Source organism: Veillonella rogosae JCM 15642 (assembly GCF_002959775.1).
GTDB classification, from domain to species: Bacteria; Bacillota; Negativicutes; order Veillonellales; family Veillonellaceae; genus Veillonella; species Veillonella rogosae.
On the sequence record NZ_PPCX01000010.1, the window covers coordinates 63563 to 80878 of the forward strand.

General features: G+C 38.3%; 10 protein-coding genes and 1 pseudogene. 5 read left to right on the forward strand and 6 right to left on the reverse strand.

Features of this window, described 5'->3' with window-relative positions:
- Positions 1-12: 12 nt before the first annotated feature.
- From VRHSUH09_RS05560 to VRHSUH09_RS05570, 3 genes are all read right to left on the reverse strand, one after another.
- Positions 13-888 (reverse strand): hypothetical protein, encoded by an 876-nt coding sequence (locus tag VRHSUH09_RS05560; RefSeq protein WP_167386481.1) that lies wholly within the window; start codon positions 886-888, stop codon positions 13-15.
- Positions 888-7097: a two-partner secretion domain-containing protein gene (locus VRHSUH09_RS05565; RefSeq protein ID WP_245875994.1), complete on the reverse strand. Its 6210-nt coding sequence runs from the start codon at positions 7095-7097 to the stop codon at positions 888-890. The genes VRHSUH09_RS05560 and VRHSUH09_RS05565 overlap by 1 nt, the downstream gene beginning before the upstream one ends.
- 66 nt (positions 7098-7163) lie before the next feature.
- The gene (locus VRHSUH09_RS05570) at positions 7164-8861 is read right to left on the reverse strand and encodes a ShlB/FhaC/HecB family hemolysin secretion/activation protein (RefSeq protein WP_105081630.1); all 1698 of its coding nucleotides are present in this window, start codon (positions 8859-8861) and stop codon (positions 7164-7166) included.
- A 190-nt stretch (positions 8862-9051) separates the two neighbouring features.
- Here VRHSUH09_RS05570 and VRHSUH09_RS10650 point away from each other — a divergent pair.
- Positions 9052-9932 (forward strand): annotated as a pseudogene (locus tag VRHSUH09_RS10650) (IS30 family transposase).
- A gap of 205 nt (positions 9933-10137) precedes the next feature.
- Here VRHSUH09_RS10650 and VRHSUH09_RS05580 read toward each other — a convergent pair.
- Positions 10138-10947, reverse strand: coding sequence for a transglycosylase domain-containing protein (locus tag VRHSUH09_RS05580; protein ID WP_054748235.1), 810 nt, complete (start codon positions 10945-10947; stop codon positions 10138-10140).
- Positions 10948-11307: 360 nt separating this feature from the next.
- Here VRHSUH09_RS05580 and VRHSUH09_RS05585 point away from each other — a divergent pair, with 360 nt between their 5' ends.
- Positions 11308-11586: a metal-sensing transcriptional repressor gene (locus VRHSUH09_RS05585; RefSeq protein WP_009352282.1), complete on the forward strand. Its 279-nt coding sequence runs from the start codon at positions 11308-11310 to the stop codon at positions 11584-11586.
- 81 nt (positions 11587-11667) lie between these two features.
- On the opposite strand, the gene VRHSUH09_RS05590 is transcribed toward VRHSUH09_RS05585, so the two are convergent.
- Together VRHSUH09_RS05590 and ptsP are read right to left on the reverse strand one after the other, a co-directional pair.
- Positions 11668-11928: an HPr family phosphocarrier protein gene (locus VRHSUH09_RS05590; protein WP_009352491.1), complete on the reverse strand. Its 261-nt coding sequence runs from the start codon at positions 11926-11928 to the stop codon at positions 11668-11670.
- A 121-nt stretch (positions 11929-12049) separates the two neighbouring features.
- Positions 12050-13777: a phosphoenolpyruvate--protein phosphotransferase gene (gene ptsP, locus VRHSUH09_RS05595; protein WP_105081631.1), complete on the reverse strand. Its 1728-nt coding sequence runs from the start codon at positions 13775-13777 to the stop codon at positions 12050-12052.
- A 309-nt stretch (positions 13778-14086) separates the two neighbouring features.
- Here ptsP and dapF point away from each other — a divergent pair, with 309 nt between their 5' ends.
- From dapF to pfkB, 3 genes are all read left to right on the forward strand, one after another.
- Positions 14087-14920, forward strand: a complete 834-nt coding sequence (gene dapF, locus VRHSUH09_RS05600; protein WP_054748234.1) for a diaminopimelate epimerase — start codon at positions 14087-14089, stop codon at positions 14918-14920.
- A gap of 61 nt (positions 14921-14981) precedes the next feature.
- Positions 14982-16319, forward strand: coding sequence for a Na+/H+ antiporter NhaC family protein (locus VRHSUH09_RS05605; RefSeq protein WP_245875995.1), 1338 nt, complete (start codon positions 14982-14984; stop codon positions 16317-16319).
- 73 nt (positions 16320-16392) lie between these two features.
- Complete coding sequence (gene pfkB, locus VRHSUH09_RS05610; protein ID WP_105081633.1) at positions 16393-17307, forward strand: 1-phosphofructokinase; 915 nt, start codon at positions 16393-16395, stop codon at positions 17305-17307.
- Positions 17308-17316: the final 9 nt, after the last annotated feature.

Genomic DNA, 17316 nt, shown 5'->3' on the forward strand with positions numbered 1-17316 from the left:
CAAGGTATTATGTCATTCGTTTAAATACTCAACAATAGGTATATTATTTAATTTTTCTATATCAAGAGCTTTACGAGTTCGAATCATTTTATCTATCAATAAACTAAATATTTCTTGATCCATACGGTTGAAATCAGAAAAATTATTCAAAAACAGAATGTTGACAGTATGATTATCTAACAAATCTTTATCTTTTACTCTTTCTTTTTCTAATACATCTAATAAATAATTATCAAATCCATCACTTTTAGGCACTTTAGAAAAGTTAGATATTAATAGCTTAGAGGTATACAATTTATATACTTGATTAGTTTCTAAATCAATTTTTCCAATAGTTCCAAAATCAACAAAATATAGTGCTTTGTTTTGAATACTAAACTCTCTATAATGACCTATTAACGCACCATTATCTAACTTAAGAATTTTATGTTGTAACGCGGAAAGATAAAATGGATACTTAACAACATAACAATCTGGAAATTTATCTTGCGATTTAATTTCATTATTCAAAATTTTAGACCATATATCCTGTTCACTACTATCAAGCTGTTCAATTGATGAATACACCCGATTTAAAGTTAACTTTACATCAGTTGGTATCGTATTTTCATTAGTATATCTAACAATATTATTTTCATATGTTTGTTCATTATAAATACCATAACCATAAGAGGTGATATAAAAAATTTTATTTGCAATTTCATATATCCCATATACATCTCTGGCTATAACACCCTTTGATTTAGAGCTATTTAACACGTTTTCTTCAATATCATAATAAATCTCTGGAGTATTAAACCGGTTATCTGAAAAAAGATAGTTAACTATCAAAATAAAAAATACTAAACAAAGACTACTTATGACAAATAATATTTTTATGTATTTCATTATCCATTTTTTACCCATACAATATAATTTACATTTTTTTCTTTTTTAGCATCATATATAGTTATTAGTCTACCTCCTGAGTTTAATTGCTCGTTAATTATATCAACCAAACTATTCTTACTTGGAATCTCAGAACCATTTTTCTCTACTGCGCTCTTAATAAGAGCAATACTAGGAGCCTTTCTAATTATACGATCTCCAATAATTCGTATTTCATCTCTTTTCTCCATTTCTTCTAACCTAAGCATTTCAACCGGTACAGCCTCTAGCTTAAATTTAATCAACCATTCATAAGGTTTCAAATGTCCTAGTTCCATTCCCCGAGCCCCTATATTATTTAATATATCTGAAGGTGCTGTACCTTTATGATACTCATAATTTGAATTGTCAACTAATAATGAATTTGTGTAAATCTTCTTTCTTGAATCTATTTCAGCCTCTGAATTAAACTCATGCCGTCCTGCACTTACAAACGGGAACAAATCTAATAATTTCTCACCAGTGGAACTTCTACTATATGAAATATTAGTTTTTATGTTGATAGTTTTACCAGCCGTACCATTATTAACTGCAAATTCAATTGTATCTTTGATAGCTTTCTGCATTTCAATCCCCTGCATTATTACACTACCTAGTTGAGAGTTCGCAACAAATTCATATTTACGAGGAGATAATAACTTAAATCCCTTATCTTTATAGTTTAATTGATTAGTATAATCTGAATTTAAATTCATCATTAAAAAGGCACCATTTTCTTTAAAAGGATTAGTCTTATTCGCCGCCTCTGCCAACGACCTAAAAAACTCCGGTGATACATCACGAAAATCAACCCCAACTCCTACTGGACCTAATTCTTTTACCAAATTCAAACTATCAGAAACTTCTTCATAACTCACATCAGAATTTACCCTGTAAGCACTGGCTTCAGCATCTTTTTCATATAAAAACGTCTCATTAGAACGCTCAACATGACTAACAGATACTTCATTCCATTTTGTTCCATAACTCGCTACAGCTGCACCTAAATTAGGGTCAGAATCTGTAGAGAAGTTTACTAAAGCACCCAATCCAGCACTTAACCACTGTGCTAAATCAGAATTATCTTTAGCTAACTTTCTTATTTCATCAATTAACATTTCATTAGTCATAGTGGCTTTAAAACCGCTACCTGGTGTATTACCAGCTATACGTGCAGCTAATTCGCCTATGATTCCATGTGCAATAGATTTAGCGGCTTTGCCATCCTTAGATGTTGGTTGCCAGTTATGTAGTTGTTCAAATGCATTTTTAGAGAATAGACGTGCTAATTCTTGTCGTTCTTCAATTTTCTTTTTATCAAAAATTTTATCTAATTGATGTAATGTATTTTCGGTATTTGTATTAATGGTTTTAGTATCAATTTCTTTACCATCTACAGTTAGTATACCATCAGAGATAGCAGATTGAGTAGTTGAACTTGCCTTACCTTTAGATCCTACGCCTAAATTTGGAACTAGACCAATATTATTATAGATCTTATCATAGCCTTTTTTATCATTGGCCTTCATCTCTTCGAGTTTCTTTTTACTACCATAGTAGTTATAGCCGATACCATTGTTGCTATATGTATACTCAGCTTCGTTTTTGATGTCCTTCATCTCTAGAGATTTTGTAGTCAATTTATTCTTAGCTTTCGGAGCATCACTTTTAATTACAGCCCCCTCTAATGTAGTTTTATTACCTACATTAATATTGTAGCCTTCTTCTCCAGCATAAATACCTGCTTGTTCTGTTACGCTTTTCCATTTGCTATCTATTCGTCCTATACTAGCATTTATGCTACCAGTTGGATTTTTAAAGTTAGGTTTAGAGGACACAGAGAATCCCGCAGACTTACTATGTTCTTTAAAGTTATCTACATCTTGTAAGCTTTGAATATGTAAATCACGACCTGTATCTACTTCTACCTTTTTACCAGATACAGTGGAACCAATAATATTTGTATCTCGTTTTGCTTTAAGTTGTACTAATTCAGCTGCTTTAATCTTAGTAGGTACATAACTTTCTTGATGGGTATCTCCATTTTGACGAGCCATATGACCACTCGCATTAATGTCGAGGAGCCCACCACCAGTTAAGCTAATACCTGCTCCAACACTCCACCCAGAGCTTTTATAAGTATTGTTAACATCTACAGTATTCTTACCGGCCTCAAGATTAATATCACTAGCGCTATCTAATACTAATTTTTTAGCCTCTACTGTTTCACCAGTTAAACTAATACCAGTTTTCTGAGCATCTCGAGCTTTGATTTGTACTTCACTATCGCTAACAAGAGTCCCGCCTTGATATGTGTTGGTATCTACTACTTGCCCTTGTTTTCTAGAAGTGCTACCGATACTTACAGATAAGTTAATAGCATCATCAATATTTTTAGCGCCTCGTTTAGCTTTGCCGTCTACTTTATCAACTTTACCTGTTACGGCATCGCGTATTTTTTCTCCATGTAAAGCTGCATCTACTGCTTCATATCCATCTTGCAATTGTTTACGCGCTTCATTGAGTTCAAGTGCAGCTAACCGCTTGTCATCACGGCCACCAGCTTCTTTTATAGTACGCGTAGTATTTGTAAGTGTATTTGCTATTGCACCACCTAAAGATACGGTGAGACCAGTTTTTTTGTAGCGTTCATCATATGTCATGTGGTTATGATCCACGTTACCATCTAATGTAACAGCAGAGCCATCTAACACAGCACCTTCTTTAGCAACAATATCTGCGCTTGTAATGTGTACTGTATCATTAGCCTTAATATTTACAGTCCCTTTCGTACTAGCAATTGTATTTCTTACTGTAGATTCTTCATGGTTTGCTTCATCAATATTGTGTTTTTCTTTACCAATAGTGAAGCCTATACCTGCACCACCTAGTAAGCCAGATTTTTTATGCCGGTAAGCACTAGAGCCATCAGTAATAGCTTTATCTGCTCCCAATTCTACTTTACCACCAGCGGTAACAGATACGGCATTCTCGCCCATAATTTGAGCAGATTGACCTGTTACATCTTGAGCACTAGTAATCATTACAGATTTACCACTTAATGTAGAACCTGTGACAGATGTACTTGTTACGTCATCAACAGCATTTGTACGTTCACGTTTGACTAAGCTTTTCTTTTTATCTAAGTATACATGATTAACTGTACTATTAGCCTTCGCTGTATTTAGTGCAACCGTATTACCAGATACGTGTACTTTGTCTGCCGCTAATACTTGACTGCCTTCCAGTTGTACGGCATCAGAGGCTACAACGGAAACGTTCTTGCCTTCAATGCTACTACCAACAGATGATTGTGCTTTAACAAGATCATGAGACTCAGTCGTTTTAGAATGTCCACCACCAGATTTACCTTTATCAAAACGATGTTCTTCAAGCTCGTGGGTAGCATTCATTGCCTTCATTGTTACATTGCGACCTGCCGTCACCTTTGTATTCACATCCGAGGAGATAATACCTGCCTCCATAGATACATCTCGTCCTGCTACTACTGTTGTTTGACCAGCACCACCAATACGGCCTTGATCTACACCCGTAATCGTTTCACGGCGGTTGTTGCTACTATTCCACTCAACCTTGCTATTACCGGCCTCATACTGCACGCCTTTATTGATTACATCACGCCCTGCAATAACCTTTGTGGAACCAGTTGCATTAGTTTGTGTGATAGTGCCACCTACATTAACAACGTCTTTCTTAGCATATACAGAGACTGTATCGGTGCCCATAATAGTGCCTTGTGTATTACGAACTTCGTCATTTGCTGTAATAGTAGCCGTGTTACCTTTGATAAGACCATTATCATTGTGAATGGAATTACCAGTAACAGTCACATTCTTATCCGCTACAATACTACCACTATTATGCATCGTATCAACAGCAAGGTTAATTGATTGAGCTTGTAAATTAGCGCCACCCTCTACTCGTTTTGTACCTGGTGCTAAATACAAAGTTGGTACTAGTACAGTCTCAGTTTTACCATTTGGTAATACAACAGATTTACTAACTAAGAGTACTACATCCTCTTTAAGATTCTTTTGTTCAGACTCTGTTAATCCTCGACCTAATACAATAGATTGAGATTTTGTGACACTAATCCCTGCATCCATCAATTGGCGATATTGTTCTTCTGCGGAAAGACCAGATTGCAGTCTACTTTTACCGGTTTGACGCATAATCTCTTGCATAACGAGCTGTTGCTCATAATACCCATCACCCAATCGTTTTTGTATATTCATAGGGTCTAATTTAAGGCGAGATAATACGTAATCAGAAGATAAGAAGTTGCGACGATTTGTAAAATTTGGATCCGTTTCAATTACATAGGAAGTATTAGGATTCGTCGATAACTGACTCATACTATTTAACAGAGATACATCTACTGTAGCATCACTTTTACTATTTTCTACATGACCGCCATATACGGCAACAGGTACATCTTTAGGGTTCACCTTAGTATTCTTATACTTCGCTTCACGAATATTGGTAGTATCCCACCCTTTTTTATGATGACGACTATAACTTGTGGCAGTGCCCTCTTCAGTAATATATTCATTACCTTTCGGGTTACTTTGTTCATAATGACCTACGGTACCCGTAATATCTCCAGCAGCACTAATTTGGCTGGCCTCATTCACCATATGATCTACATCCACATGCAAATTACCACCAGAAATGATTCGGCCAGGGTTAGATGTATCTACTGTATCTACTTCACGAGTACGATCATATTCATATTTAGTCCAGCTATCATGGTGTGTACCATTTATGGAAAGTTGAAGGTTTTCAGATGAGTGTACTACGACTTTATCTTTTGGAATTTCATCATCATGTCCGTAAATTCGTTCCTCAGATAATTGATAACGCTTAATGCTACCAGATGGAGCCACTTCGTTTTTAACATGCTCTTTACCCTCTACAGCTACACGCTTAAGAGTAATACCGCCATTCTTATTGTCTACAGATTTCGCAAGCAAAGCGCCACCTTGACCAAACTCAATGGTAGATGCAGTATTCACTACACTATCCATTTTACCGGATACTGTACCATTCTGATCCATCGTTTTACCAAGCTGTAATTTACCTTCTGCTTTGATGACACTACCATCTGTATTAACGATAGATTTTGTTGCTATAGACAAATCTTTTTGAGCAATCATAACAGGTGCGTCTTTAGTCGTAGCATTACCAGTTTGTATTACAGAATCAGTAGTAATCTTAGCCGCATCCACATAGAACTTACCTTTATTCATTTGCTCCAGACTTTTGGTGCTAACATTCGCCTCTGTAGCAGCAATGGTGCCTGTATTTTGTAATTTACCAGTACTATCTATGGTCAATTTATTTTGTGCAGATAATACGCCTTGGTTATTAACACCAAATCCGTCATTGGTACCAACTAAATACATACTATTTGCATACATGCCACCAATAGCCGCCACATCAAGGCCAACTTGACTAGACTCTCCAGTTTTACTTGTATTCGTAACTTTACCTGTAGAGTCAACAGCAATAGCATTCTTACCCGTTACAACTTGAGTATCTTGTGCCCAAACTTTACCATTAAGCTTTACAGCCTCAGCTAGCATGTCTGTACGTGCCGTTTTAGAAGCATTAAGTCCCTTTTCACCTACGGCAATAACGCCTTGCTGAACATTATAGCCTGTAACACTACCGTTATTAATAATTGGATTACCCGTTGTAAGTGTAGCGCTACTTGCATTAATAAATGTGCCATTATTAACTGAAATACCATTTGGGTTTGCAATGATAACATGTGCCTTATCTCCTGCTACCTCAAGAGCACCATTCATAGATGTAGAGCTTGTACCCGTTACTTCATTTAAAATCGTATTAGCTGTAGGACCTACTAAATTAGGGTTCCCCATAATATAGCCTGCGAGCTCTGTATTTACAGGTCGATTCGCATTATTTAAAATAAGCCCCTTTTCGTCTACATTAAAAGCATTATATTGGTTATGTGATAACCCTTTATCATTAGGCGTATTAATATTAACGACAGTCATGCCATTACGAGCTTCTTCTATTTTGGGTCCTAATTTACCTTGATCTGGTACAACAGGATTAGCAAGGGCCATAGGAATCCATGGTGCAGAGTTAGTCACTAACAACGCAGCAAAGATAGCCATTGCCGTCTGCTTTCTTATATTCATATTACTCTCCTTTTCTAGTACATACCATTCACCATTTAAGTGTATAGCTGCACTAGATTACAACACTTAAAACTGATAGCTGCCTCTAAAGGCCCACACACGCGTATCTGTATCAAAACCTTCTGGTTTCTTAATTGGTGTTCCTAATGATACATCATAGTTTACATCGTCACCAACCATACCACGTACACCAACTACACCTCCAACTATGGTATTTCCTAATTGAGTTTCTGTAGATGGCCCCCATACATGTCCAATATCTATCCCTACATATGGAGTAATTTGTTGTTTTCTAAATGGTAAGGCCCACTCGTTTTGTACATAATAGCCAGAATCACCTCTTAAGGTTTCTTCTCCACTAAAGCCTCGTACAGAATAGCGACCACCAATACTAAATTGATCGGTACCGAATAGACGTTGATCTGTGAACTGACTTCTAAAACGCATCGTATACGTACCTTGCTTATGGCCCATACGAACGCCAGTTTGAATTTGACCTTCTACGCCTGCCATTTTATATAGTGTAGTAGGATTATCTGACAAGCCTTCCCAACTCCGTACTTGAGCACCCAATCCATTAATACCTTGTCGATAAAATAGATATACATCAGATACAGTATTGCCACTATATTGACGATGAGATAAACCAACTTCAACAGCTGTCGTATGTTGCTCTTGTACACCAAGCTCTACATCATCTAAATAATTATGGCGTTCTTTATGAATAACTTTAGCCACAGCCGAAGTCTTAGAGCGACTTGTTCTATTTAATACTTGCTCTACTGCAAATTCTGTACCTTGCGTAGTACCAGAAGAGCGAAACGCATTTGGCATGAATACTAATTGATTATAGCTATACTTATATGTCGAAAGACGATATGTACGGTTCCCATCAGGAACGGAATAGCTAACCGAATATTGTTTTGATCCATGACCATCATCATGATGACTGATATCTTGTGTAAAGCTAGTGGTTAGTACATCATTTAATCCTGCCAATTGACTGAAAGATAGATATACGGTCCCTTGATATGTTCCTGTTGATTTATTTCCAGAATTATCTAGCATCAAAGATCCATGTACAAATCCTTTTTGCTCAACTGTAAGCTTAACAATAGAATGTAACGGTTTCGTACCAGGCTCTATGGTCATTTTAATATCTTGACCAGGTACATTACGCATTTGATCAATCCCTTGCTCTAGTGCTTGACGTCGTAATACGTAACCAGGTCTCACAGGAAAAGCACTTCGCCAATTGGTACGTGTTTTAGGATTTGTAAGAACAATATCCTCTACATAGCCAGGCATAATCTCAAAAGTGAGTGTACCAGACTGTAAATCTTGATTTGGCACAACCACTTGACTCGTAATGTACCCATCAGATAACAGTTGCTCTTGTAATTCCTTTTGTAAAAACTGAATACCCTCTGTTCCAATGCGATTATGATTATATACCTGTAATCGATTTTTGTATTTTTGAAGCACTGGTTCTGAGGAGGTTACTACAATATGCTCTATTGCAAATGATGTACTCTCCTTAGGTAATGACTTCATTGGTGCTTTATCTAAACCTATATAGGCAGATTCTGAACGCGACAAAGCGGCCCCAGTCATTGGTGCTTCTACACGTTGGCGTAATGAAGCATCGGCTCGGGCCGCTTCTTGTTGTATAAATGGGTTTGATACTTCTGCCGCAAAACTAGGCATCATACCGAATGTGGTTAGCAAGCCAACACAACCTGCTGCAATACATACAACTCTCATTAATTCCTCTCCTTTCAATAAACTCTTAATAAATTTTAACCTATGTTTAATATTTTTTTCAATACTTTTTTATTTATTAATGATGAATTGTAAAATATATTGCGACAAATAAAAAGACTCATATTGGAGATCTCGTGTAAAATGTAAATAACCACAAATACATAACACGGAGGTCTCAAATATGAGCTAAATACATCTTACCATAGAAAAACGAAGTCAAATAAAAGTTTTACGAAAAGAAAGGTACTCTGTTCGTAAAATCGCTAGTTTAATCGGTGTCCACCATTCTACCGTAGCAAGAGAATTAAATCGTGTTGAAAACAAATATTCTTCGATTAAAGCCCATCAGGTAGCAAATAGTAAGTCTGATAACAAAGGAAGCCCAATAAAGTTAACACCCTAATTAGTTGATTTAATTGAATCCATATTACACCAAACTTGGCCTCCAGAAGAACTGGTTGGTGCTGAATTAGTTGAAATTCTAAGCTTTAAGATAATATAGTCTTGGATCCATTGTGGTTTTCTTACTGTAACGGAAACAGTACTTCGCCGGAAAGGGATAAAGCCTGGGACACAAGAAAAGCGTGACCGATTCTTTGTCAAAAGAACCATTAAAGAAAAACCTCGAGAATTTGAAAATTCTAAGTTTTTGGGTCATTGGGAACTAGATAAAATGTTTTTTCTTCAAGAGGACAAAGCAAAGGCTGTTTAGCTACATTTATTGAACGCAAAACTCAATTCTATATAGCAGTAAAAACCGAGGACGGAACTAAGGATTCTATGTTTTTAGCTATTAGTTCGCTATACAATACATTAACAAACAAACTACTTAAAACCTTTACAGTGGGCTATAGTAAAGAATTTGCACGCTATGAACAGGTTAAAGATGAGTTCGAAATACCAATGTATTTTGCCGAAGCCTATATAGCATGGCAACGAGGTATTAATGAAAATAGTAATGGTTTACTTCGAGAGTTTTTCCCTAGAAAAACCAATTTAGCTAAATTAACTCTAGATAAACTAACATAAGCACTAATGTTGATTAATAAACGATCCGGAAAGCGCCTTTGATTTAAAACACCTTTTGACATGTTAAAATATAAGATAAAACAATTAATTTAATTTTGTTGCATTGCTTATTGCAATTCAAGTAATAAAAATATCTCTCAGTTAATTTTGTAATCAACTAAGAGATATTCATAAAGCCATTTATTCAATTTATAGAAGATAACTGTATTCTAATCTGACTTCTAATTTTTCTTAAATAATTAAATAGCTACTCTTCCTCCATAAGATTTAAGTCTTGTTTATATGCATAATCAGCTTCGGCTTGTGTAATCATGCCTTGGTCTACCATTTGTTCTAAGACGAGTTTTTGTCTTGCCTTTGCCCCTTTATAGTTCGTATACGGATCCAAATAGGATGGTGCATTAGGTAATGCTGCGAGGAGTGCACTTTGGGCCAAGGTCAATCGACTCGGGCTCGTTCCAAAATAGCCATGGGATGCCTCATAGATCCCGTAGTAGCTATGACCATAATATACAGTATTCAAATACATCGTTAGGATTTCTTCTTTTGAGTAATAATGTTCCATTTCACTAGCGAGAATGGCCTCTTCCACTTTACGACTCATAATTCGTTTGGATGAAAGGAAGAGATTTTTCACGAGTTGTTGTGTAATGGTACTGCCACCTTCGACGGTTTCACCAGCGATAGCATTCGTATAAAATGCACGTATAATGCCGAGCACATCAATGGCGCCATGGTTATAATATCGCTTGTCCTCAATGGCAATAAGGGCATTTTTAGTATACTCAGGAATCACGTCACCCTTAACCCAGTGATCTTTTTTAATACGTTGATTCAGTGCTATTTCTACCTTTTCCTTAAAGGTAAATAGGCGGATAATCCGGTCCGTACGACTGAGAGTATCTTCACTTTCCTCTATTCGTTTTTCAACAGTTGTATGAGCGTTACTTTCACGATCTGAACCTTGATAACTATGGTATCCGTCGTATATAAACATAGCCAATATAATGACTACCACAAACACCAATAAGTTTCGAAGGTAATGAAACACTTTCATTGCTTTCACCTATTTCATAAAGGCCTGTAGCTAAACACATATAATATAGAGATAATAATGCAACAATAGATCTACAGCGCCTAATACATATACAAACACAATGTGTATTAAAAGTATTGTATCACATCAATCAAGAAGAAGATATGAATCATACTAGGTTTTAATGGATGCCCATCGTGCGAAATATATTTTATAATTTAGATGCTGTATTTAAAGGCCTACAAAAAAACGTTCAATCCAATCGTTAATCTATATATGTAGATTTAATGCATATTAGGTATACTTATTAAGTTGTATTACAGTCTTTAGATAGAGTATAATTAATGAGATGATAAAAAACATGCCCATTGGAGGAGTAATATGAAACAGTGTATGGATTCAGAAAATCTGCATCGCCGATTGCGTAAAATCTTAGGTCAAGTGCAAGCTATTGATCGAATGATTGAAGAAGACATTCCTTGCGAAGATGTGTTGAGCCAAATTAATGCAGCTAAGTCTGCACTACACAAGGTAGGACAAGTAGTTCTTGAAGGTCACATCAACCACTGCGTACGTGATGGTATCGAGCATGGCGACGTAGACAAAACTATTAGCGACTTTACAAAAGCTGTAGAACGTTTTGCTAATATGGGAAAATAGAGAAGAGGCTAAACCGCCTCTTCTTTTTTTTGCATAAAAAAGACTCTACCGTAGTAGAGTCATTTTTATTTCCCTCACAAATTAGTCGTGATTAGTTGTTAAGAATTCGCTCAATGCAGCGAGTGCGTCATCTTCGTCAGCACCGTCAGCTGTTAAAGTAACGGATGTACCTTTTGTAGCGCCCAAAGTCAATACAGTTAAGATGGATTTAGCATCAGCTGTTTTGCCGTTAGCAGCGATTGTCACTTTGGAAGCGTATTTAGCCGCCAATTGTGTGAAAGCTGTAGCAGGACGAGCGTGTAAACCAGATTCGTTTGTAATTTCTACTGTTAATTCTTTCATGGTAACCTCTTTCTATCTCGATAGGCAGAGCCTATCCCTTACGTTCTAATAGATATATTGTATCAATTATAAGCGCATCAATTCAAGTATATTACATATGATTATGATGAAGCTTTACCAATTATAGTAAGCCTTTTTCTATTAATACGGATTTAGCATACCCTGTAATTTCTTCAGCCGTGTCCATAGTAAGCGCTTTATTGGCCACCTCTTCACATTCTGCTTTAGAAACAGAACGCAAGATATTTTTAATGAGTGGAATAGAAGATGCTGTCATGGAGAACTCGTCTAGGCCTAGACCTAAGAGAATCATTGTAGCCACAGGATCACTAGCAAGCTCACCACACATGCCTGTGAATTTGCCTTGTTCATGGCTAGCATCGATAACATGTTTGATAAGACGTAACACGCCTGGATGCAATGGTTGATAGAGACTACCGATAGCTTCATTCATACGGTCTACAGCCAAAGTATATTGGCATAAATCGTTTGTACCGATACTGAAGAAGTCCACATATTTTGCTAAGATTGGAGAAATAACAGCCGCCGCTGGTACTTCGATCATGATACCAACCTTAATATCCTTATTGAACTCTTTGCCTTCTGCTGTAAGTTCTGCCTTACATTCATCAAGCATAACATTCGCTTGTTTTACTTCTTCTACAGAAGCAATCATAGGATACATGATGTGAATATCACCAAAGGCACTAGCGCGCAACAAGGCACGCAATTGCACTTTGAAGATATCTGGACGATTTAAGGAAATACGGATAGCACGATAGCCGAGGAATGGATTCAATTCGCTAGGCAAATCAAGGCATTTTAATTCCTTGTCGCCACCGATATCCATAGTACGGATGATAACAGGTTTGCCCTTCATATCTTGGGCAACCTTTTTATATTCTTCAAATTGTACATCTTCTGCTGGCAATTCGTCGTTTTCCATATAAAGGAACTCTGTCCGGTACAAGCCGATACCTTGAGCGCCCATAGTAAGAGCATTTTTAGCATCTTTTGCTTTACCAATATTGCCGAATAATTCTACATGATGGCCATCAGTCGTTGTAGCTTCTAAGTTCGCAGACTCGCGCAAGCGTTTTAATTCCTCTTGGAACGCCGCAGCTTGGTTTGTATATTCATCCCAATCCGCATCAGATGGATTCATTTCTACGATACCATCTGTGCCAAGAACCACTGCTTTATCGCCATCTACGAAGCTTTCAATGTCACCAACGCCCATAACAGCAGGGATTTCCAAGGTGCGAGCCATGATAGCCGCATGAGAAGTAGGACCACCGGCCGCTGTTACAATGCCTTTTACAACATTTTTATCGAGGGAAGCCGTATCGGATGGTGCCAAATCTTGAGCCACCAAAATAACTTCGCCAGAAATGTGAGATAAACCACGAGGATTCATACCTAACATGTTGCGCATCAAACGATCACCGATGTCTTTAATATCCGCACCGCGTTCTCGCATATATGCATCTTCCATACCGAGGAAGATATTCGCAAAGGTTTCAATAGTTTGAGCTGTAGCCGCTACGACATTAGTATGGCTAGACTCAACGAGGGATTTAATACCATCAGACAAGGATGGGTCTTGTGCGATTTGCATATGCGCCTCAAAAATGGCTGCCTCTTCTGGGCCCATTTCGTCTAACGCTTTTTGACGAATCGTATCTAATTGTTTTAGAGTAGCCGCCATAGCAGCTGCAAACTTGCCAATCTCCTCTTCTACCTTGTCGTCAGCCACGGTGTAATCAGGAATGACAATTTCCTCTTGAATATATCTATATACATTGCCTACTGCAACGCCACGAGATCCAGAAATCCCTTGAATTCGCATATGTGTTCCTCTTTCTATTACGATAAACTACATTACTCTTTATTTTATCATTTCTCCGTTAAACAATAAAGTAATTAGACAACATCTATCAGCCTTAAAGGGCATCCCACATGGGTTGTTTTTGACGTATCAATCAATTTAGCTCGACACTAAAAGAAGGTTAATTTTTCGTCTATTTCGCCATAATTTTATAAGATTTCTTCTCATAATCAAGTATCATTTATGATATAATATAGAATATATAAACATATACATCTGGGACTTTCACGGGCTTCATGGTGAAAGTCTTACTTATTGATAGGAGACTTTATGAAATTAACTAAAATGCATGGTCTCGGCAATGATTTTATCCTCTTTGCTGACCCAAAAGGAACTGAGAAAGATTACACAGACCTCGCTATTCGCCTTTGCGATCGCCGCACAGGTATTGGCGCCGACGGTCTTGCCATTCTAGTTCCTTCTGAAACATGCGATGTACGCATGCGCATCATCAACTCCGATGGTAGTGAAGCAGAAATGTGCGGCAACGCCATTCGTTGCTTTGCCAAATACGCTTACGAACACGGTGAAATTACGAAAGAGACTTTCACCATTGAAACATTAGCAGGTGTAATGAAACCTACCTTGACCATCGAAAATGGCATCGTAACACAAGTTACAGTAGACATGGGCAAACCATTCTTTAAATCTCAAGACATTCCTATGAATGTAGATATGGATAAGGTTATCGACGTAGACCTCGACGTAAACGGCGAAACCATAACGGTCAGCTCCGTATTGCTCGGTGTGCCGCACACAGAGGTGTTCATCGACGATATTACAAAAGCACCTGTAACAACACAAGGGCCTATCCTTGAAAAACACGATGCGTTCCCATCCAATACAAATGTTAACTACATCGAAGTAATAAACGACAAGCATATCAAGGTGCGCACTTGGGAACGTGGCGCAGGTGCTACATTAGCATGTGGTACAGGCTCTTGCGCCTCTGCCGTTATGTCCTTCGAAAAAGGCTTAACAGGCCGCGAAGTAGATGTAGAGCTCTATTTAGGAACATTACATATTTCATACTTGGAGGATGGCACGGTGCTCATGACTGGCCCTGCTGAGGAAGTCTTCGAAACAGAACTTCCTATCGAATAAGATGAAGTGGTTACAACTCATATTAAATGCGTTTCTAAAGTATCAACAAGGCCGTTCTCTAATGCCGAAAAATACGGAGTCGCTCATAGGTTTACTCATATCTATCCTCGTCATTATCATCGCCGTAGCTAACGGTATTGCTATTGGTTACGCCTTGATAGTGGTATGGTGCATCATGGCCTATGTATTCTATCGCAAAGGATACCAACCAAAAGAACTGCTAAACCTATCATGGACAGGTGCTAAAACCTCGATTGTGGTAATGCAAATATTCTTGCTTATCGGTTGGCTCATCGCTATGTGGCAAGCAGCAGGCATCATCCCAATGATTATCGCCACCGGCATCGACTTGATTAATCCGTCCCTCTTTATTGCTTGTGCCTTCTTATTAACAGCGATTGTTAGCATGGTATTAGGTACAGCTTTCGGTACTGTAGGCACCATGGGTATCGTGCTCATCACGATGGCAAGGGCTGGTAATATTCCAGAGGATATCGTAGCAGGCGCCATTATAGCAGGTGCGTACTTTGGCAATCGCAATGGTCCTTTATCATCTAGCGCCTCTCTCGTAGCGGCTTTAACACATACAAAGGTACCAACCAATATCCCTATTATGTTTAAGGATGGTCTGCTAGCACTTGTGATTTCCACAGTGCTTTATCTATTACTATCTCAGTGGTTCCCACTCAACTATACTAATAGCTTGCTGCCCGATACAATCCACTTTGTATTCAACATCGATTGGATCTTATGGATTCCAGTGATTATCGTCATCGGTCTATTGCCTTTGAAAGTATCGATTCGATGGCCTATCGGCCTCAGCGCATTAGCCGCAGCCATTCTTGCTTATACTAATCAAGGGGCTACCCTTTCCGAATTGGGATGGTATACCTTAACAGGCTTTGAACTACCACATTATAATCCGCTAGCAGATATCATTCACGGCGGTGGATTGCAAACGATGTTCATCCCTACATTATCCATCTTTATGGCTACTGCCATTTCTGGCATGCTCGAAGGGGTTGGCTTCTGGAATGATGTTAGACAACTATTAGAGCGAGCTAAAACACGGAGCGATGTATTTGCTGCCAATGTAGGTCTCGCACTCTTAACTGGCGCTGTAGGTTGTAGCCAAGCTATAGCGGTTGTGATGACACATTCTATTATGCGCATTACCTACGCTCAACGGGGTATTCAAGATGAAGATGTGATGCTCGACTTTGAAAACAGCGGCATCGTCATTTCCGCCTTACTACCATGGAACATCGCCGCTTACGTACCTGTAGTTATGATGGGTACTAGCACAGCCGGCTATGTACCATTCGCCTTCTTCCTATATCTCGTACCGCTCCTTTACTGGTTACGACTACGGAAGCAAGATCAACCAATCATACGCTAATTACAAAATCAATCATACACTAATTACAAAATCAACAAATCATAGGCTAATTAATCTTAAAAGGGGAATTTGTATGATTTACACCATTACCTTTAACCCAGCCCTCGATTATATCGTGCGCCTAGATCACCTCAAGACGGGCACCATTAATCGTACAACTCAAGAATACGTTCTTGGTGGTGGCAAGGGTATCAACGTATCTATCGTGCTTAACAACTTGGGCATGGATACAACGGCACTCGGTTTCATCGCCGGCTTTACAGGTGAAGAAATCGTAACACAGCTCAATAGCTTCGGCGTAAAAGAAGATTTCATTCGACTCCGCGAAGGATTAACCCGCATCAATGTTAAGGTGAAAGCCTCTGATGAGGAAACAGAGATCAACGGCCGTGGTCCAATTATCTCGGACGACGAATTAAAAGCCCTCTACAAACAGCTCGATGCATTGACAGATAAGGATACACTAATCCTTGCAGGCAGTATTCCTTCTAGCTTACCTAGCGATATGTACGAGCTCATTATGGAGCGCTTGCAACATAAAAATATTCGCATCGTCGTAGATGCTACAAAGGATTTACTTACACGAGTATTGCCATATAAACCGTTCTTGATTAAACCTAACAATCATGAGCTTAGCGAAATCTTTGGTCGCCCCCTTTCTACAAAGGAGGACCTCGTAGAAGCTGCCAAAGCATTGCAAGAGAAAGGCGCACAGCATGTGCTTATCTCTATGGCTGGTGATGGAGCTATCTTGGTCGCAGCTGATGGCACTGTATATACGAGCCCTGCCCCTAAGGGGACGCTCGTAAATTCTGTAGGCGCTGGCGATTCCATGGTAGCAGGCTTTATTACAGGCTTTGAAAAGACAGGGGATCTACAAGAGGCTCTATACTGGGGTATCTCCAGTGGCTCTGCCTCCGCTTACTCTGAAAATCTCGCTACACTGACAGAAGTAGAAGCATTACTTTCACAAGTACAAGTTAACTAGTTTTACATT

What these genes read in the sequence shown, in the direction of transcription:
- VRHSUH09_RS05565 (WP_245875994.1), bottom strand. Translation starts at nt 7,097, where the DNA reads ATGAATATAAGAAAGCAGACGGCAATGGCTATCTTTGCTGCGTTGTTA.
- VRHSUH09_RS05560 (WP_167386481.1), bottom strand. Translation starts at nt 888, where the DNA reads ATGAAATACATAAAAATATTATTTGTCATAAGTAGTCTTTGTTTAGTA.
- pfkB (WP_105081633.1), top strand. Translation starts at nt 16,393, where the DNA reads ATGATTTACACCATTACCTTTAACCCAGCCCTCGATTATATCGTGCGC.
- ptsP (WP_105081631.1), bottom strand. Translation starts at nt 13,777, where the DNA reads ATGCGAATTCAAGGGATTTCTGGATCTCGTGGCGTTGCAGTAGGCAAT.
- VRHSUH09_RS05585 (WP_009352282.1), top strand. Translation starts at nt 11,308, where the DNA reads ATGAAACAGTGTATGGATTCAGAAAATCTGCATCGCCGATTGCGTAAA.
- VRHSUH09_RS05570 (WP_105081630.1), bottom strand. Translation starts at nt 8,861, where the DNA reads ATGAGAGTTGTATGTATTGCAGCAGGTTGTGTTGGCTTGCTAACCACA.
- VRHSUH09_RS05605 (WP_245875995.1), top strand. Translation starts at nt 14,982, where the DNA reads ATGCCGAAAAATACGGAGTCGCTCATAGGTTTACTCATATCTATCCTC.
- dapF (WP_054748234.1), top strand. Translation starts at nt 14,087, where the DNA reads ATGAAATTAACTAAAATGCATGGTCTCGGCAATGATTTTATCCTCTTT.
- VRHSUH09_RS05590 (WP_009352491.1), bottom strand. Translation starts at nt 11,928, where the DNA reads ATGAAAGAATTAACAGTAGAAATTACAAACGAATCTGGTTTACACGCT.
- VRHSUH09_RS05580 (WP_054748235.1), bottom strand. Translation starts at nt 10,947, where the DNA reads ATGAAAGTGTTTCATTACCTTCGAAACTTATTGGTGTTTGTGGTAGTC.